Origin of the sequence: Thalassotalea sediminis (assembly GCF_030295915.1) — a bacterium.
Taxonomy (GTDB): domain Bacteria; phylum Pseudomonadota; class Gammaproteobacteria; order Enterobacterales; family Alteromonadaceae; genus Thalassotalea_C; species Thalassotalea_C sediminis.
In genome coordinates this window covers 1,640,329-1,660,971 of the sequence record NZ_AP027361.1, presented here as the reverse complement: position 1 = coordinate 1,660,971, position 20,643 = coordinate 1,640,329, and the positions used below count along the sequence as shown (strand labels likewise).

Annotated in this window: 18 protein-coding genes; 11 read left to right on the top strand and 7 right to left on the bottom strand. The window is 38.4% G+C overall.

Annotated features, from left to right (window positions below; genetic code table 11):
- Positions 1-159 precede the first annotated feature (159 nt).
- Together QUE09_RS07485 and rsgA are read left to right on the top strand one after the other, a co-directional pair.
- A complete protein-coding gene (locus tag QUE09_RS07485; RefSeq protein WP_286235572.1) occupies positions 160-720 on the top strand; it encodes a hypothetical protein in 561 nt (186 codons plus the stop codon).
- Positions 721-953: 233 nt separating this feature from the next.
- Positions 954-1,997 carry a ribosome small subunit-dependent GTPase A gene (gene rsgA / locus QUE09_RS07480; protein ID WP_286235571.1) on the top strand — a complete coding sequence of 348 codons (1,044 nt, stop codon included), beginning with the start codon at positions 954-956 and terminating at the stop codon, positions 1,995-1,997.
- Positions 1,998-2,066: 69 nt separating this feature from the next.
- On the opposite strand, the gene QUE09_RS07475 is transcribed toward rsgA, so the two are convergent.
- On the bottom strand, positions 2,067-2,792 hold the full coding sequence (locus QUE09_RS07475; protein WP_286235570.1) for a class I SAM-dependent methyltransferase: 726 nt from the start codon (positions 2,790-2,792) through the stop codon (positions 2,067-2,069).
- Between the two features lie 242 nt (positions 2,793-3,034).
- On the opposite strand from QUE09_RS07475, the gene QUE09_RS07470 reads away from it, so the two are divergent.
- The 6 genes from QUE09_RS07470 to infA all read left to right on the top strand — a co-directional run bounded on the left by QUE09_RS07470 (position 3,035) and on the right by infA (position 8,840).
- On the top strand, positions 3,035-5,344 hold the full coding sequence (locus QUE09_RS07470) for an FdhF/YdeP family oxidoreductase (RefSeq protein ID WP_286235905.1): 2,310 nt from the start codon (positions 3,035-3,037) through the stop codon (positions 5,342-5,344).
- 28 nt (positions 5,345-5,372) lie between these two features.
- On the top strand, positions 5,373-5,954 hold the full coding sequence (locus tag QUE09_RS07465) for an AAA family ATPase (RefSeq protein ID WP_286235569.1): 582 nt from the start codon (positions 5,373-5,375) through the stop codon (positions 5,952-5,954).
- A 195-nt stretch (positions 5,955-6,149) separates the two neighbouring features.
- Positions 6,150-7,097: a thioredoxin-disulfide reductase gene (gene trxB / locus QUE09_RS07460; protein WP_286235568.1), complete on the top strand. Its 948-nt coding sequence runs from the start codon at positions 6,150-6,152 to the stop codon at positions 7,095-7,097.
- An 18-nt stretch (positions 7,098-7,115) separates the two neighbouring features.
- A complete protein-coding gene (aat, locus tag QUE09_RS07455; RefSeq protein ID WP_286235567.1) occupies positions 7,116-7,832 on the top strand; it encodes a leucyl/phenylalanyl-tRNA--protein transferase in 717 nt (238 codons plus the stop codon).
- 3 nt (positions 7,833-7,835) lie between these two features.
- A complete protein-coding gene (locus QUE09_RS07450) occupies positions 7,836-8,537 on the top strand; it encodes an arginyltransferase (RefSeq protein ID WP_286235566.1) in 702 nt (233 codons plus the stop codon).
- Positions 8,538-8,621: 84 nt separating this feature from the next.
- Positions 8,622-8,840, top strand: a complete 219-nt coding sequence (gene infA / locus QUE09_RS07445) for a translation initiation factor IF-1 (protein WP_011043571.1) — start codon at positions 8,622-8,624, stop codon at positions 8,838-8,840.
- Between the two features lie 52 nt (positions 8,841-8,892).
- Here infA and QUE09_RS07440 read toward each other — a convergent pair whose 3' ends face one another.
- From QUE09_RS07440 to QUE09_RS07430, 3 genes are read right to left on the bottom strand one after another with little or no spacing between them, the layout of a single operon-like run.
- Positions 8,893-10,908, bottom strand: a complete 2,016-nt coding sequence (locus tag QUE09_RS07440; RefSeq protein WP_286235565.1) for a transglutaminase TgpA family protein — start codon at positions 10,906-10,908, stop codon at positions 8,893-8,895.
- A complete protein-coding gene (locus QUE09_RS07435; protein ID WP_286235564.1) occupies positions 10,908-11,918 on the bottom strand; it encodes a DUF58 domain-containing protein in 1,011 nt (336 codons plus the stop codon). The genes QUE09_RS07440 and QUE09_RS07435 overlap by 1 nt, the downstream gene beginning before the upstream one ends.
- A gap of 13 nt (positions 11,919-11,931) precedes the next feature.
- On the bottom strand, positions 11,932-12,879 hold the full coding sequence (locus tag QUE09_RS07430; RefSeq protein WP_286235563.1) for an AAA family ATPase: 948 nt from the start codon (positions 12,877-12,879) through the stop codon (positions 11,932-11,934).
- Positions 12,880-13,095: 216 nt separating this feature from the next.
- Here QUE09_RS07430 and QUE09_RS07425 point away from each other — a divergent pair, with 216 nt between their 5' ends.
- Both QUE09_RS07425 and QUE09_RS07420 read left to right on the top strand, forming a co-directional pair.
- Entirely contained in the window at positions 13,096-14,550 is a 1,455-nt protein-coding gene (locus QUE09_RS07425; RefSeq protein WP_286235562.1) for a glutamate-cysteine ligase family protein, read from the top strand.
- Between the two features lie 2 nt (positions 14,551-14,552).
- Entirely contained in the window at positions 14,553-15,599 is a 1,047-nt protein-coding gene (locus tag QUE09_RS07420; RefSeq protein WP_286235561.1) for a M14 family metallopeptidase, read from the top strand.
- Here the strand turns inward: QUE09_RS07420 and QUE09_RS07415 are convergent.
- The 3 genes from QUE09_RS07415 to QUE09_RS07405 all read right to left on the bottom strand — a co-directional run bounded on the left by QUE09_RS07415 (position 15,596) and on the right by QUE09_RS07405 (position 18,911).
- Entirely contained in the window at positions 15,596-16,075 is a 480-nt protein-coding gene (locus QUE09_RS07415; protein ID WP_286235560.1) for a GNAT family N-acetyltransferase, read from the bottom strand. The two genes, QUE09_RS07420 and QUE09_RS07415, sit on opposite strands and share 4 nt — an antisense overlap.
- A 185-nt stretch (positions 16,076-16,260) precedes the next feature.
- Positions 16,261-17,133 carry a discoidin domain-containing protein gene (locus QUE09_RS07410; RefSeq protein WP_286235559.1) on the bottom strand — a complete coding sequence of 291 codons (873 nt, stop codon included), beginning with the start codon at positions 17,131-17,133 and terminating at the stop codon, positions 16,261-16,263.
- A 158-nt stretch (positions 17,134-17,291) separates the two neighbouring features.
- On the bottom strand, positions 17,292-18,911 hold the full coding sequence (locus QUE09_RS07405; RefSeq protein WP_286235558.1) for a methyl-accepting chemotaxis protein: 1,620 nt from the start codon (positions 18,909-18,911) through the stop codon (positions 17,292-17,294).
- Positions 18,912-19,179: 268 nt separating this feature from the next.
- Between QUE09_RS07405 and sbcB the strand changes: the two genes are divergently transcribed.
- Positions 19,180-20,640: an exodeoxyribonuclease I gene (sbcB, locus tag QUE09_RS07400; protein ID WP_286235557.1), complete on the top strand. Its 1,461-nt coding sequence runs from the start codon at positions 19,180-19,182 to the stop codon at positions 20,638-20,640.
- Positions 20,641-20,643: the final 3 nt, after the last annotated feature.

The window sequence follows — 20,643 nt, the reverse complement described above, 5'->3', positions numbered from 1 at the left end:
CGACTCTTCAACTGCTTATTTATCAATTAAGAAATTGTATTGATTAAAGTTATCTGCAGCAACTTCACATTGAATTATTAATTCACTATCATGTAATTTTTTGCTGAACAACGTTATTTGGTCATTGGACCCTATAAAAAGAATGCTTAAGGAAAATACGTGTCAGAAAGCACCATTGAAGAAAAAATGGCAGCGCTTGAACTCAAGCGTTTAACATTAGAAGTTACCGACTTAGAAAAACCGTTTTACCTAAAATACCAATTTTTGAGTATAGCTACGCCTGTTTTTATTGCGTTAATTCCTTTTTTAACCGTAAGTGTCAACGCCTACTTTGATAAAACAAAGCGACAGTTAGAGCAAACAAAGCAAACATTAAGCGCTGAAACAAAGCAACTTCAAACCAAGAATGACACACTTAAGAAAGAACTTCTTTCACTATCAACGCTATCAAAACAATACTTAACTGCATTGAACAAGAAACACACCACTTATAACCAACAATTGAAAAATATTGGTGATTCGTTAGAGAGTACGGTTAAGCAAAACGAAAAACAAAAACTCGATAAAAAAGAGCAACAGCTCATTACACAAGACAATCTAGTAAGTCAGCGCATTAATACTCTCTCTAACGAGCACCTAACTAGTTTAACCAGTATGAGCCAACAATTTACTGACAAGTTGCAAGAAGTCATTGACGCCCAAGTAACAATAAGTAAATAATATCGTTGTGATATCGATAAAGATGTCAACTTCGCAAGCTATAGATTGACCAATGAAAAGGAGAAAAAATGATTGTTTTATTTACCCACCCGGCAGTGAGTCAAAACTAATTTAACAACGTTAAATAGCCCTTTCTTATTTCTGCCCGGTGTTTTCACAACACAGGGTTAATGCATACCATTATCCCTAATACTTCTTATTGTGTAAAAACACATAATCGAAGGGATATATCAATGAATAATAACTATTCATTAAGCCAACTAGGTTGGCAACCATTTTTTCAACAACAACTCTCACTTGAAGAATATGAAGACTGTCAATGTGGACGTATAACGGCGCACCACCGCAACGACTATATTGTACAACTTGAATCACAATCTATTACTTTACCTATAACCATGAGTTTGCCGGCAATGACGGTTGGAGATTGGGTTTTATTAGACGCAGAACATCGTTTTATGCGGCTGCTTGATAGAAAATCGCTATTTTCACGAAAAGGCGCAGGAACGCACGCCAAAGTACAATATATTGCTGCTAATATCGATACCTTGTTTGTCGTGATGTCTTTGAATCAGGACTTTAATTTAAGCCGACTAGAGCGGTATCTTACGTTAGCCTTCGATGCCGACGTCGAACCGGTAATAGTGCTTAGTAAATCTGATCTTTGTAAAGACGTACAAAGTAAAATTGCCCAAGTTCAATCATTGAATCCTTTGTTAATGGTACTCGCCGTGAACGGATTACTAACATTTTCAGCGGCACAACTTGCTCCGTGGTGTAAACCAGGACGGACCGTATCATTTGTTGGTTCATCCGGTGTTGGAAAATCAACCTTGATTAATCAATTGTTAGCTGAAAACGTTACCCGCACAAGTGAAATACGTAAAGGTGATGATAAAGGTAAACACACAACAACTGCACGTTCGGTATATATTAGCGCTGATAACGGCATTATTATTGATACCCCTGGTATGCGCGAATTACAACTCATTGGCAGTGAAGAAAGTATACAGCATGCTTTTTCTGATATAGAAGCGCTTGCTGAAAAATGTCGATTTAAAAATTGTAATCATGTAGATGAACCCAACTGTGCAGTTCAAAATGCGGTAATGGCAGGTACGCTTGATAGTCGTCGATTAACAAACTACCACAAGTTACTACGCGAACAGCTCCACAATAATGCGACACTAAAACAGCAAAGAGACAAGGATAAGCAATTTGGAAAAATGATAAAACAAGTGATGAAAGATAAAAAACAACATAAAAACCCGTATTAATGGTTTAGCAAACAAGCGATGTATAACATTGCTTGTTTGCTTTTACGAGCTAACGGCTAACCATACTGTTTATAACTTTTTAAAAAGCAATACAAACCTATCTGTTTTACGTCTAATTTCTGGTTTAAATGGCGAAATAACTCTTGAGTCATCAGGGTTTGCAAGTAAATCGCTTTCTTGTTCAAGTACAAAACCATGTGCGCTGACTTCATCAATGACATATTGCTTATCAATGCGATGTAAATCTTGTGCATATTTAACACCACTTTTTTCTAACGCAGAATGATCAACGATTACTAGCTTGCCATTTGGCTTTATGGCAGGAAAAACTTGGTCAAATAACTTTTGCTTATCAATGTCCCACCCTTGAGCTTTATGATATATATCGTGATAACCCAAGATAAAAAACACCGCGTCAAATTGTGCAGTGCTCACGCCTAAATCTTCTATTTCTCTGTCATAGCGAATAACGTTTGGTAATCGGTCATTTGCTAAACGTTCAACAAGCTCTTTGTTTACATACGGCATATACGCTTTATTATTATGTAAATATACACGCCCTTCTGAGCCCACGGTATTGGCAAGTAATTCAGAATAATAACCACCGCCACCAAGTAAATCTAAAACTGTCATGCCTGGTTTTACTCGGCTCATTTTAATAATCTCAAGACCTTTACTATTGATGTCTCGTTTTAAGTCTTGCGCTGAACGTGATACCGTTTCTTGTGCATTTATAAGAAAAGTAGGTAACACCATAAAAACTAAAATGCACACTTTTATATATTTACTCACCATAATGTTTCCTTGTTTAACCATTCGTTATCACTGTAGTCCATTTGACATAATGTACGCAGCATAGCTGTGATAAACGTACTGATATTTGTGTTGAAACGATAAGCTGTTAGATATTTGCGATTATCACCAAAGCATGATGTAACACAATAAAAGAGTGCAAACAGTAACGTCTCACTTGTATTGCTTTATTATCACGGCATAATGAGAGTTAGCAGACTTGAGTGGTAATTTCCGTGTCTAAAATGATTGATAAAAACTTCCATGATAAGCCGCTTAAAGCTGGTGGCCTATCTTCATTAACATCGACAATTAAACATGTTGTTCAAAGCCAACAACCAAACACCAATGTAAAAAACCTACTAAAAGCCAATCAAAATAAAGGCTTTGATTGTCCAGGATGTGCATGGGGTGATGAAAAAGAAGGTTTGCTTCAGTTTTGTGAAAATGGCGCAAAAGCCATTGCGTGGGAGTCAACCAGTAAAAAAGTCGACGCCGCATTTTTTGCCGCTCATACAGTAAGCGACTTAATGAAGCAAAGCGATTATTGGTTGGAATACCAAGGCCGACTAGTAGAGCCGATGCGTTATAATGCAGAAACTGACCATTATCTCCCTATTAGTTGGCAGGACGCTTTCGATTTAATTGCCACACATTTAAAACAACTAAATTCGCCTAATCAAGCAGAGTTTTATACCTCGGGCCGTGCAAGTAACGAAGCCGCTTTCCTTTATCAATTATTTGGCAGAATGTATGGTACAAATAACTTTCCTGATTGCTCAAACATGTGTCATGAGGCTAGTGGGGTCGCCTTAAATGAATCTATTGGCATTGGCAAAGGCACCGTTGTTCTCGATGATTTTGACCATGCTGATGCGATCTTTGTCTTTGGTCAAAACCCAGGCACTAACCACCCAAGAATGATGAATGCGCTTCGTAAAGCGGCTCGAAATGGCTGTAAAATAGTGACATTCAACAACCTAAAAGAAGTGGCGTTAGAGCGTTTTGCGAGCCCACAGGATCCGGTAGAACTTCTAACACCAAACGCAACAACGATAAGTCATGCCTATTTTACCCCAGTGTTAGGCGGTGATATGGCGGCTGTTAGAGGTATTGTAAAAGTAATATTAGAAACGAATACTAAAGCGTTACAACAAGGGAATAATGCAGTTATCGATAACGATTTTATTTCACAGCATTGTAAAAATTTTGATGAATATATCAGTATCGTTGATAAAACAACATGGCAACAAATAACGGAACAATCAGGCCTAACAGAACACGACATTCGTCAGGCTGCCAATGTTTTCTTAAACGCAGATAAGGTTATTTGTACTTGGGCCATGGGAATAACACAACACAAACATTCAGTGGCCACAATTCAAGAGATTGTTAACTTACAATTACTTAGCGGTAACATTGGTAAAAAAGGTGCCGGTTTATGCCCTGTTAGGGGGCATTCTAATGTGCAAGGTAACCGTACAGTCGGTATCAATGAAAAGCCGAGTAAAGCATTTGTCGATGCAATATCAGAAATAGCGCAACAGCCTCTTCCCTATAAGTCCGGTCATAATGTATTTCACGCGCTAAATGCACTGCTTGATAAAAAAAGTAAGGTGTTTATTGCGTTAGGCGGTAACATTGCTTCAGCGGCGCCAGATACAGCACAGACCTACAAAGCGCTAAGAAATACCACACTTAATGTTCAAATTAGTACCAAGCTAAACCGTAGTCACTTGTTGGTTGGGCAAGATGCATTGATTCTTCCTTGCTTGGGTAGAACTGAAATTGATGTGCAGGCATCTGGCGAACAAAAAATTACGGTAGAAGATACCTTTAGCATGGTACATGCGTCTCAAGGTAATGTACCACCTTTAAGTACAAAGCAAATGTCCGAAACCGCTATTGTTGCTCATATCGCTCATGCAACACTTGGTGCAACCGCAGTTAATTGGCTTTCGCTTGCTAGTAATTATGACAACATTCGTGAATTAATTGCCAATGCGTTACCACAGTTTTCACAGTTTAATGAAAAAATAAAGCAGTCCGGCGGATTTTATTTAGGCAATAGTGCAGTAGAGTATCAATGGCTAACAGAGAGTAATCGCGCACAGTTTAGTGTGAACTCCTTGCCTGATGCGCTCGTTAAAGATCTGATGCAAAGCCACGCACCAGAGAAAAAAACGCTATTTACATTACAGTCGCTACGTTCACATGATCAATACAACACCACAATTTACGGCATGAATGATAGGTATCGCGGTATAAAGAATTCGCGTAATATATTATTTATTAATGAGAAAGACGCTAAAAGACTAGGTTTTTCTGACGGTGAACGCGTTGATATAACGTCAATTTGGCCTGATAACATAACTCGAAAAATATCAGGGTTTAGTTTGTTTTTTTACGATATACCGCAAGGAAACTTAGCAGCTTACTACCCAGAAACAAACCCTTTAGTGCCCATTGAAAGTGTTGGTGATAGATCCTATACCCCAACATCTAAAGCAATCGCAGTATATCTCGATAAAAGCATTGAACAGCGTATTCTATAATGAACATCAGCCAAAGGTATCAAAACTAATGAAAAAACGAATAGTATTAACTGGAGGGCCAGGCGGTGGTAAAACAACAGCGCTAGACCTTATTCGTAGAGAATTTTGTGGCAAGATCGCATCAGTACCAGAAGCTGCGACAATGATGTTTAGCGGGGGCATAGATCGTGCAAAAAACGATACTGTTTTACGTACACAACAAGTAGCAATTTTTAACTTACAAAAGCATCTAGAAGATATTCAACGAGCTACATATCCAGAGTGCGTTGTATTGTGTGACCGTGGCAGTTTAGACGGCCTTGCGTATTGGCCAGACAGTAAAGAGGACTTTTTTAAAACAATGGGCTCCTCAATTGAAGAAGAATTTGCCCGATACGACGCAGTAATTTTCTTTGAAACAGCAGCAAAATCAGGTGAAAGTATTCGCAGTAATAACCCGATAAGAAATGAGTCAGATAAAGCTGCCATTGAATTAGACACAAAATTACAAGCTATTTGGTCACAGCATCCAAACTTTAATCTCGTCGGCAGTTCTGAATCTTTTATACGTAAAGTATTGTTCGGTATTATGACAATTGAAAATGTAATAGGCCAATATAAACATTATTAATGCACGATTACGCAATCCAAGTAACGTTAATTATTAACAATAATTGATTACTAATCACACATTACTGTAAAGTTTTCGTGCAAATTAGACAAAAGTCATAAATTAATAATTAAAAAGTTATTTTACCATCTTGAGTTATTTCCCTAGAATCCCAATAACAGAAGCTATTAGTATTAAATCAATTTGGAGTTTTTCATGAGCGAAGCAAGACATTGCCCATTACTCATTTTGGGTTCAGGCCCTGCTGGTTACACGGCTGCAGTATATGCTGCACGAGCAAATTTAAATCCTGTAATGATTACAGGTATGCAACAAGGTGGCCAGTTAACGACTACCACTGACGTGGAAAACTGGCCTGGCGACGCTGATGATTTAACAGGCCCAGCATTAATGGAACGCATGCAAAAACATGCAGAGAAATTTGATACTGAAATTATTTTCGATCACATTGAATCTGTTGATTTAAATACGCGTCCATTCAAGTTAACCGGCAGTAGTGAATATACATGTGATGCTCTCATTATTTGTACGGGTGCGTCTGCACAATACTTAGGTTTACCTTCAGAAGAAGCCTTCATGGGCAAAGGTGTTTCAGCATGTGCGACATGTGACGGTTTTTTCTATCGTAATCAAAAGGTTGCCGTTGTTGGTGGCGGTAATACTGCTGTTGAAGAAGCACTGTATCTATCGAATATAGCATCGGAAGTTCATTTGATTCACCGTCGTGATACCTTCCGTTCTGAAAAGATCCTCACTGATCGTTTAATGGATAAAGTTGAAAACGGCAATATCACCTTGCACCTTGATCGTACCTTAGACGAAGTACTTGGTGACGATATGGGTGTTACTGGTGTGCGTATTAAAGATACCAAGTCTGATGCAACTGAAGATTTAGATGTAGCAGGCGTATTTATCGCCATAGGTCACAAACCAAACACTGATATCTTTAAAGACCAATTAGAGATGAAAGATGGTTATTTAACAATCAATAGCGGCACCTCGGGTAATGCAACGCAAACAAGCATTGAGGGTGTTTTTGCCGCCGGTGACGTAGCTGATCATATTTATCGTCAAGCCATTACATCAGCGGGTGCTGGCTGTATGGCTGCGTTAGATGCAGAGCGCTACTTAGACGCTAAATAACCCAAGGCTACGATTTAGATGTCAGAGACTCTCCAATGGCTTGAATCAGGAAGTCTCTCCTTTCCTCCCCCTGACAAGGCTCTGCAAGATCCAAACGGCTTGCTTGCCATAGGGGGAGATTTAACACCTGAGCGTATCAAGAGTGCTTACCAAGCTGGTATCTTTCCTTGGTTTAGTGAACAAGATCCTATACTTTGGTGGTCACCTGATCCTAGGGCAATTATTTTTCTCGAACAATTAAAAATAAACCGCACATTAAGAAAGTTCATCAAGAAATGTCCCTATACTGTTAGTTTGAATCACGCTTTTGAAGAAGTCATTGATTATTGTGCTGACGCTCCTTTTCGCAACGAGGAAACCTGGATAGTTGATGATATGAAGCAAGGTTATATTGAGCTTCATAAACAAGGATATGCTCATTCAATAGAAGTTTGGTACGAGGATGAACTTGTTGGTGGTTTGTACGGTGTAGCAATCGGTGGTTTCTTTTCTGGTGAGTCAATGTTTTATACCAAATCTAATGCATCGAAAATAGCATTAGTTTCCCTGGCACAACTATTACAAACACAACAGATACCATTTATTGATTGCCAATTATTAAACCCTTTCCTTGCGGATATGGGCTGCATTGAAATACCTAGAGTAGCCTTTTTAAAGCAGCAACGCATTGAAACAAATCGTCAGTTACCTAACTCTTTCTGGCAACCAAGAACGCTACCCTTGGCTATACTGTAAATTATGAACAATAGTTATAAACTTGGGGTAAGTCAGGAATTTCCTTGTAATTACTTACCTGAAAAAGAAGAACGCTTATTAATTGCCGTAGACGAACGACTACAAACTAGTGAAAAATACACTTGGTTAATGCATCAAGGTTTTCGTCGTAGTGGTGATCAAATATATCGCCCTTATTGCGAAAACTGTAACGCATGTCAATCACTGCGCGTTGTTGCCGCCGCCTTCAAGCCAACAAAAAGCCAAAAACGATTACAAAAAAAGAACCAACATTTAGTTGTGGTAATTAAAGATACTTTACAAAACTACTATTACCCATTGTACGAACAATACATCAACGAAGTACATTTTGATGGCGCTATGTATCCGCCTAGCGAAAAGCAGTTTCAATCATTTCTTTCATCACAGTTGTGTTCACAGTTATTTATTGAACTATGGCACGAAGAAACATTAGTTAGCGTTGCAGTGACTGACGTACTCGAAGATGGTTTATCAGCAGTGTATACGTTTTATCACCCTCAATATCGTAAAACAGGTATCGGTAGTTATTCTATTTTAAATCAAATTCAAGTAGCCATTTCACACAAAAAAACCTTCTTGTATCTTGGCTACCAAATAGACGACTGTCAAAAGATGAATTATAAAAATCGCTACTTCCCGCACCAAATATTGCAAAATAATCGCTGGCAAACGATAAATAAATAGCAGTATAGCTTTACTTTAGCCGAACATTTGTGCATGATCTGCGCAGATTTTTTATCAATGCACAAAATAGAGGTTTAACGCCCAATGGCGAAAGAAGAAAATATTGAAATGCAAGGTACGGTTTTAGATACCTTACCAAACACTATGTTCCGTGTTGAATTAGAAAACGGACACGTAGTTACAGCTCACATTTCAGGCAAAATGCGTAAAAATTACATTCGTATTTTAACTGGCGATAAAGTTACCGTTGAATTAACGCCGTACGACTTATCAAAAGGCCGCATTATTTTCCGTGCAAGATAAGTTTTAAATAAGATTACGTTAATAAAGCCCCTTCTTGGGGCTTTATTTTTATCTACGACTTCAACGCACGTTTTAAGCGCCCAACCTTATACTTTAATGCTTTTTCTACTTGTACTTCCCTTTGGTTTGCAAACGTATAGTTATTATAAAGCACCAAAATGCCAGCAAACTCCTTTGATGCTAATTCATTTACCGTTTTTATACGTTTGATGTAGTCTCGGTCAGTTTCTTGGTGCTGTCTTAAGATCCCTTTATTCGCAAGTAATTTTAAGGCTCTCTCATATAGCTTTAGCACCGATGTCTTTTGCGATATATTAACTAGCGTTAACCACCGCACAAGAAAGAACAAACCAACACTCAATAAAAAACCAACAAGTATTAACAGTGCTGTTTTCGTTGCTATATGTTTACCAAACCAAGAGGTAAGCAAAGCAAACTGCGTATCACTCGAATAATTGATCACCAATTTAGTCCATTGATAATCAATGGTGTCTAAGTAGAGCCGCGCTGTTTGCAACAAGTTACCTTTGAGCCATTGTGTAACATTAAAGTCACTGAGTTGCTCACGTTCCTTCATAAGTTGAGGAGAAAACCCTTGCTCTACACGACTTGGATCTACCGCTGCAGTAGGATCAACCCTTACCCAACCACGGTTTTCAAACCATACTTCACTCCAAGCGTGAGCATCGCGTTGATATACGCTGTAATAATCGCCTTGTTTATTCAATTCTCCACCTAAGTAACCTAATACCACTCTCGCAGGTATTCCAGCAGCACGCATAATAAACGTAAAACTGCTCGCATAATGCTCGCAAAAACCCGCCTGTGTCGAAAAATAGAATTCATCCAAAGAGTTATTCGTTAATGGTGGAGGCTCCAAGGTATAACGAAATGGACTTAAGCGAAATTGCGCTAACACGCTGTCTATTATTGCTTGAGGATCATTATATTGTTGCTGCAACCTTTGTCCCAATTGATACAGTTTTGGGTTGCTAGCCCGATCAACTTTTACGTTACGGCGCTTTTGAAAGCGCGTTTTATAGAGTGTAAGGGGCTGGGTTAAGTTACTCCGCACGTTATAAGCGAAAGGACGGGTAATATCACGTTGTGAATAAAGTGAGTAGTCGTTCAATGTAATGACTTGTTCATTATCTGTAAACGACGCCAACTCGCCTACATCTAAAACAAACATCCAAGGTTGAAAACTCGGTGTTAACACAACTTGATAATCAATAATCTGTTGTTCTCCAATTGCCGCGATACGGGTTCGCGGTACTTTTTGGTATTGCTTTATATCAGCTTGATGTTGATGGCTACGATGCCAAGATTTGCCATCAAAGTCTTCTAGCACCATTGCTCGCCAATAAAGTTGTTGGTAGTCAGGTACTTGCTGTTCAAATTCAACACGAAAGGCCAATTTATCGGATAAAGCAAGCTTCGATATATCACCAATTTTTAACGTATCACTTAACCCCGTTTCTATACCTTTTGACTGAGGTACTTGCCAAAATGGTGGAATTTTTGGGAACACCACAAAGAGTAAAATGGCTAAAGGTACACTTTGTAATAACAGCTTAGCAGCGTAAAAAAACTGCACCTTCAATTGCTCCTTAGGACGAAATAAACTTGCTAAAAAACATAAGTTAACGATGAAAATCAATAAAACAATGACAGCGAAATAGATAGATTGTTGAAAAATTAATGCACAACTTAACAGCAATAAGCCAATTAGATACCACTGATAAAGATCATAACGCCTACGCAGCTCTAAAGGTTTAAGTACGTACGACAAACAAAGTAAATGCAACATGGCAGACAACAGTCCTAAAGACTTACCCGTAACCAGCAATAATAAACACCCTGACAAAGCAATAATGGCTTTTAACCATGTTTTAGGTTTAGGTAATGATTGTCTATAAATACCCCATTGCCACAGCAAACTGATTGCCGCTAACGCAATAAACCACTGTGTAAGCTCAGGCGCAAGCACGGCAAAATTGGCGATCGGCAATACAAGCAACCACATGGAAGAAAACTTAGGTAACTGCCCTCTTATCGTCGTCATCATCAAAGCTCCGACCTTTCTACCTGAGCCTGAGATGAATGCACACTTGTTTGTTGATTATATGTCGCGATGGCATGCAAGCATTGCTGGGTGTGTTTAACCCCTTTATTCGTTGCAATCTTACGTTTATCAAGTTCAACAGCAAAAGACTGTTGTCCTTGTGTAAGATCGAGCACAAGGTAACACAGTTGTTTCAACTTATTTTCTAATAGCGAAGCTGGCATATCCGCAAGTCGTAACACTAAATCATCATGCCTTACCGTTCTAGCCGTTTGTTTAATTTGCCACGCTTGACCCTTAGCAACGTTTTTCCAAGCAACACGACTTAACGGCCAACCTTGCTGATACGGTGTTAGTGCGAAAAAATCATCGCCATCAAATTCAGGTAACGCGCTTTGACCATTATCATCGTCGCTTAACATGGGTGATAAATCAGCCACCTGACATACTAAGGGTTTAGGGTATACGACAACAGAGACAGGAAATCTAATATGTGTCCAAGTACGAAACAAGCCAAGTGGGAATTCACTTTTCAAGGTAAAACGCGCTAATGAATGTACACCTCTTTGGTCATAGAACACCTTACTTTTCAATGTAGAATCGCCGTCAACAATAGAGCAAAAATCGCTTTGTTGGTCGGCAAAAAAATAACTCACCGCATAAAGCTTGTGCTGACTACTAATGTTGAGTGAGACATCTAAAGCCTGATCAACTTGCGTGTAAAACTCCCCTTTACAGGAAACTTTAATCCCCAATAAATTCTGAAAGCTATGAAGCATTACAACAATAAACAAGCTGGATAATAAGTAGCAGACAAACAAAATAAGGTTATTTTGATAGTTTGTGCCCAAGATGAACAACAAAACAATAAATCCCATAAATGACGAGCCAAACAAAGTTGGTAATATGTAGATAGTTTTATGCGTTAACTGATGGCTTTTTTTAACCTTTATACGATTATCTACAAAAGCAAAAAAGCGGCGGTTTAACGTATGTTTTAGCGAATTTAGCATAAATAAATACTCGCTAATCTAAACCAAACGGATTTTCACTACTCACTTTCGATAAAATAACATCAGCAAAATTACTCACACTTCCGTTTGCGCTATCTGTTTGAACAGCATGGCGACTTCCAGCAAGCCGATGCTCGCATACTGGCGCAAAAACAGCTTTAATATCGTCAGGTAAAACATGGTTTCGATGATGAATTATCGCCCACGCTTTTGCCGCAGCCAGTAATGACTTTCCAGCCCTTGGTGATAAGGGGTTTATCGCCAAGTCACTGTTTCGAGTATATTCACATAGTGCGATAACATAATTGATGATCTCGTCTGCGACAAAAACAGCTTTCACTTGTTGTTGTAGTAACTTTAATTGTTCAATATCTATTGCAGGTGCGATCGCGTCAAATAATGCAGAATTGTCGCCTTGCAAAATGGCACGTTCTGATGCCCTGTCAGGAAAACCAAGTGATATTTTCATCATAAATCGGTCTAATTGCGACTCTGGTAAAGGATAAGTACCTGAGTGAAACAATGGGTTTTGAGTCGCAATAACAAAAAAAGGATCGGGCAGCTCATACGTTTCACCGTCAACACTCACACGGTTTTCTTCCATCGCTTCTAATAATGCACTTTGCGCCTTAGGGCTAGCACGATTAATTTCATCGGCAAGCACCACTTGATTAAAAAGAGGCCCTTGATGAAAAGTGAAAGACATCTGTTGTTGATCAAAAATTGAGACACCAATTATATCAGCGGGTAATAAATCACTGGTAAATTGCACCCGCTGATAACTCAACCCTGAGGCACTTGCGAGCACATGTGCTAACGTTGTTTTCCCCATACCAGGCAAGTCTTCAATAAGTAAATGCCCTTTGGCCATCAAACATGCCAATGACAGTTTTACTTGTTGTGGTTTTCCTATAACAACTTTTTCAATTTGTTCGAGTATTGATTCAATATAATGCTGCATCGACATCCTTTCATTTACTGCTTGATAAGGCTAAGTATTAAGCATAGACGTTTTGTATATAAACTCACTTTATCGCAAATTGACCTGATAAAATAGGCTAATTTATGAGCCGCTTAAACACCACACATTACCTGTTCGTTTTTTGACCTCTATCAAGTTTTTAACCAATGCTTTAAATCATAATAACAATGAATGTAGCAAACGAGATCAGAAGCGATGGGACAACAAATTGAACGGACTAGCTTCACAGATAGAGAAAAAGAAACCTTTCAAGCTCGACTATTTGCTCAGCTCGAGCAGTTAAAAACGACTTTAGCTAAAAGTGGCTTTGGCGATGAACAGTTAAAAATGGGTGCGGAGCTTGAGATGTACCTTATTGATAGTCATGGTAACGCAAGCCCTTCAAATGAGGCAGTCATATCAAGTATCAATGACCAACAATTTCAACATGAATTAAATCAATATAACTTGGAGTTAAATTTAAGTGCCGTAAAGCAAACAGGTTCGCCTTTTAGTCAACTAAAGCAAGAAATTAATCACAAACTTGCAGTTTTAAATAAGGTTACAGAGCAACACCAATGTTCTGCCTTGCCAATAGGCATACTACCGACAATAAAGCATGAACAATTAAACAGTTCTTGTATGACCGGGATAGCGCGATACGCCTGTTTAGCTGATAAAATTTCAAAGCAACGAGGTGAGCACTTCCGCGTTTCAATTAACGGCGATGAATCTTTAGATATCGACTTTCGTGATATTTGTGCAGAAGGCGCAAACACGTCTTTCCAGGTACATTTAATGTGCCCGCCTGAAAATATGGTTAAATTATTCAATGCCGCGCAACTAACACTACCATTCGTTACAGCAATAGCAGCAAACTCACCAATATTTTTAGGCAAAAATTTATGGCATGAAACAAGAATCGCTTTATTTAAACAATCCTTAGATGTAAGAAGACGAAATCAATATCCTTGGCACCAACCAACACGTGTTAACTTTGGTCATGGTTGGGTAAGAAACTCAATTTGGGAGCTCTTTGCACAGTCAGTTTCATTGTATCCCCCCTTAATGCCCTATCTAAGCCCTGACAATACAAAAGATAGCTATCACGAGCTTTGTTTTCATATGGGTACCATTTGGCCATGGAATCGCCCTGTTTTTTCAACCGAAGGTAATGGCCATATAAGATTAGAATTTAGAGCAATTCCAGCGGGACCAACGCCTGTAGATATGATCGCTAATGCTGCGTTTGCCATCGGCCTTGCCAATGGTTTTATCGATAAAATTGATGAATATTGTGCGTATATTCCGTTCCAATTTGCCGACTACAATTTCTACCGAGCTGCGCAATACGGTTTAGATGCGAAAATACTTTGGCCACATCAAAACCAATATCAACCACAGGAAATTGATATAAAACAAGTAATGATAAAATTATTACCAATAGCTCACCAAGGTTTGACGAATCTCAATATTTCCGCCAAAGAAGCAGATTATTATCTCAACATCATTGAACAACGTTTAATCAACAATGTTACCGGTGCGATTTGGCAAAAACAGCGTTTTAATCAGTTAACCAGTTCCTTATCAATTGATAAGGCATTAGAGCAACTCGTTAAAGATTATCAAACCCAGTATCAAAGCCATGCCCCCGTATCAACTTGGGAGTAATAATGAACATTGATTTTAAAGATATTGAGTTTTTATCAAACCCTGATCAAGTAACACTCAAAGGTGACTTTCAGCAATTCTTGTTATCACTTGACGTACCAACTGTAATTGATATAACGGGTAAAAACCCGCACAAAACACGTGTAATTGTTACATTACTGCACGGTAATGAACCTTCCGGACTTATTGCGATACATCGTTGGTTAACAAATAATGGTTCATTGCCAGAGCCAGAAACCAACTTACGTTTTATCATTGCCTCTGTTGAAGCCGCAACAGCACCACCAATGTTATCGCATCGCTACTTGCCAGAGGGATTGGATATTAATCGATGTTTTGGTAGTGGCTTAGATCATGGTTATTTCCAACGGGCGAATATTATTGAAAACGCGATCAGAGAAGTAAACCCAGAAGTGGTGGTAGATTTGCATAATACGTCGGGCTCAGGACCCTCTTTCGCCGTAGCCCCTTTAGTCTCTACCAAGGGATTAACATTAACCTCATTTTTTTGTGACACTATTATTTTATCAGGGATCACGTTAGGTGCTTTGATGGAACAAAATTTTGATTGTCCAACCATTACTGTTGAATGTGGAGGTGCAAGTGACGAACAAGCGCATATCACTGCCTATGAGGGCATAAATAAACTAGCAAATTGTTCCTCTATAGAAAATCATCATCAAGATAAATCCGTTGAAATTGTTTACAAGCCCCTGCGACTAAAACTAAAACCCGAAGTAAATTTATCTTATGCGCTCCATGATGAAGGCCATAGCGGTGTAACTTTAGTCAGTAAAATAGAACAGTTTAACTATGGTAGTGCCAAAACGGGACAGATGCTTGGCTGGCTAGATGAACACGGGTTAGATAATTTAGCACTCGTTAATGATATTGGTGAAAATGTCGTTGATAAATACTTTGCTGTGCGCGACAACCAACTCATCTGTGCCACACATCTAAAAATGTTTATGGCAACAAACAATATGGACATTGCAAAGAATGATTGCTTATTTTATGTGGTAAACATGCCTAGTACTGACTCTATCTAAGGCGATAAATCAAGTGACATAAAAGTACTATGCGGATCAGCGCAATAATGACCAAATGGTTCACACACATTAAATCCATGGCGTTGATACAATGCTCGCGCGGGTTTAAAAAACGCCGTTGTGCCTGTTTCTAGTTTAAGTTCCTTAAAACCACCTTGTGTCGCCATTTCAACAACATGGGCTAACAACCTAGTTGCTACACCGAGGTTTCTTGCCACCTTTATTGTTCGCATTGACTTTATTTCAGCGAATGCATCGTTATGCTTTTTAATTGCAACACACCCAAGTGTCTGCCCATTATCCTTTAGCGCCCAAAAGGTAATATCTCTACTTTTCAATGCATTTACATCTAAAGCATGAACACTTTCAGCAGGAGAATTTGCATACATATCTTGTAAGTGTTCTGTGAGTATATCGACAATTTGTCCATCCGATAGGTCATCTTTAACAATTAAGAAATTAGTATGTTTAGCCATGAAGCAAAGTAATCAAATGAGTAAAAAGATTTTGCAGGTTAGCAAACCAAAATGTACTTAAAAAGTGAAAATAATTCATCTCTAATTTTTTTTGAGCTGCTATAAATAATCCAATTGCGTAGAGGGTTGAGTTAACAATAAAAAAGGGGCTATTAGCCCCTTCAATAAAATATTCAAACGATTAGTTAGTTTGAATACACTTCTAATTCGTCAATTTCGATAAAGCTATCACCTTGGTTTGAGTTAACTTGGATTCTAAAAATTTTAGCATCAACTTTTGTTGGTAAGTTGGCACGTTGATCTATAGATTTACCCAAATTATATTGCCCTTGTTCTTCAAATGTTTCACCATCCAATGATGTTAAAATAGTCACATGACGCGGACCTCGGCCTAATTCAGTTGCTTTCGCATTTAGCATAACTCTAAAGCCAGAAACGGTAACATTTTCCTCAAACTCGACTTGCAACCAATATTCAGTCTCTTTGTTTTCAGAATCCTTTTTAACCAACCAAATACCGCGATTTATCAGGCTGCCCTCACCATCAACAATTTGTTCATTAAAAATATGGCCATCAAATGCGGCAGCGGGTACGTCAGCACCATAATTATCACTTGCATGGTAACTCGACTCAGTCAGGCCGTTAGTAAAGATTTGCGCAATATTGCCATATTGGCCTGTGCGTTGTAGTGAATCGCCTACTTGATCATCATCTGCAATACCATCACCTTTCAATAGTGCAAGGTACTCGATAGCGCATTCACTATCTTCATTTTCGGCATAACCAATACGCACGGTTTCTTGTGTTCTACGTACTAAATTCAATACATCAAACCAGTGCTCAGAATATTCATGTCCGCGTTCAAAGGTAAATAGCCATGGTTGTTCACTGTCTGCTTTCCAACATACAATTGATTCATCTTCCTGTACATTTACACCAACTTTAATAAGTGCTGACTTCCCAATCAGAATATCAGTAACTTTCCCCTTGAACTCCACAACATCTGCTTGCGTAATAAGTGGCAAACAAAAAAGTGATAATAACGCGAGCTTTTTCATACATTAATCCCTAATAAAATTTGTCATAGTGCTTTATCAAGATTAATGCCAATTTAACCGACGAGATTTTGACTTTCCGGACTTAAATTAAGTACAAACAACAAATAAGTTAGTTGCCCCTTACTTGTAATACAAAGAGCAACAATTTGAGACTTTAATTAAATCGTAAAGTAGTCAAGTTGCGTTAATACATGGCTACTAGCATTTTTCATTTCGTGACTCTTTTCATTTGAGGTATTAACAAAAACTGCATTTTGGTCAACCAATGCTTTAATGTCATGCATGTTTTTACTAATTTCTACAACAACGGTACTTTGCTCTTCAGCAGAAGTAGCGATTTCATGTGCCTGACTATTTACATCATTAACTTTATGACGAATATCTTCCATTAATGCATTGCTGTGTAAAACGCGATCATTGAGTGAGTGTGCAATATTACTGCTATGGTTCATTTGTTCCTGTGCTTGATCACCTGCCATTGTTAAACTACCGAGTAAGGCTTCAATCTCGTTTACTGAGGTTTGCGAACGCTGTGCTAAGCCTCTCACTTCATCCGCTACAACAGCAAAGCCACGTCCTTGTTCTCCGGCCCTTGCTGCTTCTATTGCAGCATTAAGTGCTAATAGGTTTGTTTGTTCAGAGATAGCTTTAATAACATCAAGAATTTTTTCAATATTAACTGTTTCAGCTTTTAAGTTATCAACGGTAACGCCCGTTTCCTTCAAGGCGTTTACAAGTATTTCGATTTCTTTCACAGATTCTTGTGAAGCAGATAAACTGACCCCAGCTAAATCATTAATTTCACCAGCGGCAGCAGCTGTTTGCGTTATGTTTTGCGCAATATTTTGACTCGTTTGCGCCATTTCCTCTATTGCCGTTACCACAAGATCAATGTTATCTGTAATTGCATGTGCGCCTTTTTGCAATTGATTATTATAACTAAGAACTTCATCACTATTGCTGGCAACAATATCGCCAGAAGACTTAATGTCTGACATGGTAGAACGTAACCTCTCTACCGTTGTATTAATCGACGTTGCTAATTCTGACATCTCATCTTGCGTTGATACCGCACATGAGATATTTAACAACCCCGTTGACAGTTTAAACGCTACATTTTTCACTTGTGTAACAGCTTGGCTAATGCCGCGAGCAATTAATTGACTTAAACCTATTGAAACAATTAAGGAAACCAATAGCCCTAGGTAAAAAACATACGATGCAATCGCAATGGCCTGTTCTATTTCTTGCTTAGTATCTAAGGCGGCATTATCTACTATTTTTTTAAAACCATCGAAAAACTCCACCAACACGTAATAGCTGTCGACAAAGGACTTGAAGACTTCATAAGGTGCTTTATGATCTGAGGTATTTTTCATCGCGTCGACAAATGCATCCGCTTTAAGCTGATAATCCTCAACGAGTGATTTCAATTCAGCAAGCTTGCTTGGATTTCCTTGATATGAAGTAACTAACTTCGCCATCAACTCAGGTGTTTGTTTGTGATTAGCCGTTATGACTGTTAAATATCCGTCCGTTTGATCTTCTAATTGCAATAAATAACTAATTTGCAAACCGCGAATATTTAACATGGTATCCACTTGAACTTCTTTAATGCGTTCAAATTGCATAGCAGTAGTAAAGTTGCTGTTATAAAACTGATTAAATTTATTACCAATTTCATTGCTATAGAATTTAATTACAAGTAAGGAAATGGTAAACACTAAGACAATGGCAAGTGATAGCGCCTGTAGCTTTCTTAAAATCGTCCAGTTCATTGTTATTCTTCAATAATTTTAATTTACATACAATATTAGTACAATTCCATAAAAACATAACAAGTAAAATTAATTGAATATTAGTACAATTACATTAAAGTGCCGTGCATTCGTTATTAGCGCAATAAGTCAATCATTTAGTTATCTTATCGAAAACTTGTTGATATATTGACGCTCTCCTTTCTATAATTACTTCTTCCACAAAGCGCTTAACGGCAATGATGCTAAGCACGCGCATTCAAGCAACTACTAGGTAACCGTCTTATATATGGTCAGTCATCAACAACCCACAATATTCTGGCACGATTATGAAACCTGGGGTGTTAACCCAAAGTATGACAAACCATCACAATTTGCAGGCATAAGAACCGATTTTGATTTAAACATTATTGGGGAACCTGAAATGTTTTACTGTCGACCGCCAGCAGATTACTTGCCGCACCCCGAAGCAGCACTAGTGACAGGTATAACACCTCAAAAAGCATTACGAGATGGTTTGTCGGAAGCCGATTTTGCTCACAGTATTCATCAACTTTTTACTCAGCCTAACACTTGCGTTGCAGGTTATAATAATATTCGTTTTGATGACGAAGTTACGCGTTATCTTTTTTATCGTAATTTTTACGACCCTTACGCACGTGAATGGCAAAACGGTAATAGCCGATGGGACATTATTGATATGGTGAGGGCTTGTTACGCATTAAGACCTGAAGGTATTGAATGGCCTAAGGTTACTGATAAACAAACAGGTGAAGAACGCGTAAGTTTTAGATTAGAATTATTAACCGCTGCAAATGGCATAAACCATGAAGCCGCACATGATGCGATGAGTGATGTTTACGCGACAATAGCAATGGCAAAATTGATAAAAGAAAAGCAACCAAAACTCTTCCAATTTCTTTTCAGTTTACGCAGTAAAAAACAAGTTAGTGAATTATTAGATGTATATAATATGACCCCAGTAGTGCATACATCGAGTAAGATATCATCCATTCATGGCTGTACGAGTTGGTTTGCGCCGGTTGCTTATCATCCTCAAAATAAAAATGCTGTCATTGCCGTCGACTTAGCACAAGACCCTGCACCACTTTTTGAGCTTACCAGTGAAGAAATTAAAGCGCGACTTTATACTAGGCATGATGAATTAGCAGAAAATGAATTACCCATTCCCGTTAAACTTATTCATGTCAATAAATGCCCGGTAGTAGCGCCGGCAAAAACGTTGCTACCCGAAAATGCAGAACGTTTAGCAATACCAAGAGAAACCTGTTTAGACAATTTAGCAAAATTGAAACAGCACGCTGATATTCGGGACAAATTAAGTGACGTGTTTGCACCCGAGTCGTACGATGAAGATCAACAACCAGATGCTGAACATGCCTTATATGGTGGCGCTTTTTTCAGTCAAAGTGACAAAGCACAGATGGAAATTTTACATCAGTTACCGGTAGAGCAATTAGCTACACACCCGTTCCAGTTTCAAGATGAACGTTTAAACACATTGTTATTTAGGTTTAGAGCAAGAAATTATCCTCAAACGCTCAATAACGAAGAACAATTAAAATGGCAGAGTTATTGCCAAAGTAAATTGCAGTATGGTGGTAAAGGTATACTTTCTGCTGATGAATTTATGTTAAAAATTGAAAACCTTGTGCATGAACATGAAAGTGATAAGAGCAAAGTGGCAGTGTTAAAAGCGTTATATGAGTATTTGCAAGGAAATGTTTAGTTA

What these genes read in the sequence shown, in the direction of transcription:
- trxB (WP_286235568.1), top strand. Translation starts at nt 6,150, where the DNA reads ATGAGCGAAGCAAGACATTGCCCATTACTCATTTTGGGTTCAGGCCCT.
- aat (WP_286235567.1), top strand. Translation starts at nt 7,116, where the DNA reads ATGTCAGAGACTCTCCAATGGCTTGAATCAGGAAGTCTCTCCTTTCCT.
- QUE09_RS07475 (WP_286235570.1), bottom strand. Translation starts at nt 2,792, where the DNA reads ATGGTGAGTAAATATATAAAAGTGTGCATTTTAGTTTTTATGGTGTTA.
- QUE09_RS07470 (WP_286235905.1), top strand. Translation starts at nt 3,035, where the DNA reads ATGATTGATAAAAACTTCCATGATAAGCCGCTTAAAGCTGGTGGCCTA.
- QUE09_RS07430 (WP_286235563.1), bottom strand. Translation starts at nt 12,879, where the DNA reads ATGCAGCATTATATTGAATCAATACTCGAACAAATTGAAAAAGTTGTT.
- QUE09_RS07450 (WP_286235566.1), top strand. Translation starts at nt 7,836, where the DNA reads ATGAACAATAGTTATAAACTTGGGGTAAGTCAGGAATTTCCTTGTAAT.
- QUE09_RS07405 (WP_286235558.1), bottom strand. Translation starts at nt 18,911, where the DNA reads ATGAACTGGACGATTTTAAGAAAGCTACAGGCGCTATCACTTGCCATT.
- QUE09_RS07420 (WP_286235561.1), top strand. Translation starts at nt 14,553, where the DNA reads ATGAACATTGATTTTAAAGATATTGAGTTTTTATCAAACCCTGATCAA.
- QUE09_RS07425 (WP_286235562.1), top strand. Translation starts at nt 13,096, where the DNA reads ATGGGACAACAAATTGAACGGACTAGCTTCACAGATAGAGAAAAAGAA.
- sbcB (WP_286235557.1), top strand. Translation starts at nt 19,180, where the DNA reads ATGGTCAGTCATCAACAACCCACAATATTCTGGCACGATTATGAAACC.
- QUE09_RS07465 (WP_286235569.1), top strand. Translation starts at nt 5,373, where the DNA reads ATGAAAAAACGAATAGTATTAACTGGAGGGCCAGGCGGTGGTAAAACA.
- QUE09_RS07440 (WP_286235565.1), bottom strand. Translation starts at nt 10,908, where the DNA reads ATGATGACGACGATAAGAGGGCAGTTACCTAAGTTTTCTTCCATGTGG.
- QUE09_RS07410 (WP_286235559.1), bottom strand. Translation starts at nt 17,133, where the DNA reads ATGAAAAAGCTCGCGTTATTATCACTTTTTTGTTTGCCACTTATTACG.
- infA (WP_011043571.1), top strand. Translation starts at nt 8,622, where the DNA reads ATGGCGAAAGAAGAAAATATTGAAATGCAAGGTACGGTTTTAGATACC.
- rsgA (WP_286235571.1), top strand. Translation starts at nt 954, where the DNA reads ATGAATAATAACTATTCATTAAGCCAACTAGGTTGGCAACCATTTTTT.
- QUE09_RS07435 (WP_286235564.1), bottom strand. Translation starts at nt 11,918, where the DNA reads ATGCTAAATTCGCTAAAACATACGTTAAACCGCCGCTTTTTTGCTTTT.
- QUE09_RS07415 (WP_286235560.1), bottom strand. Translation starts at nt 16,075, where the DNA reads ATGGCTAAACATACTAATTTCTTAATTGTTAAAGATGACCTATCGGAT.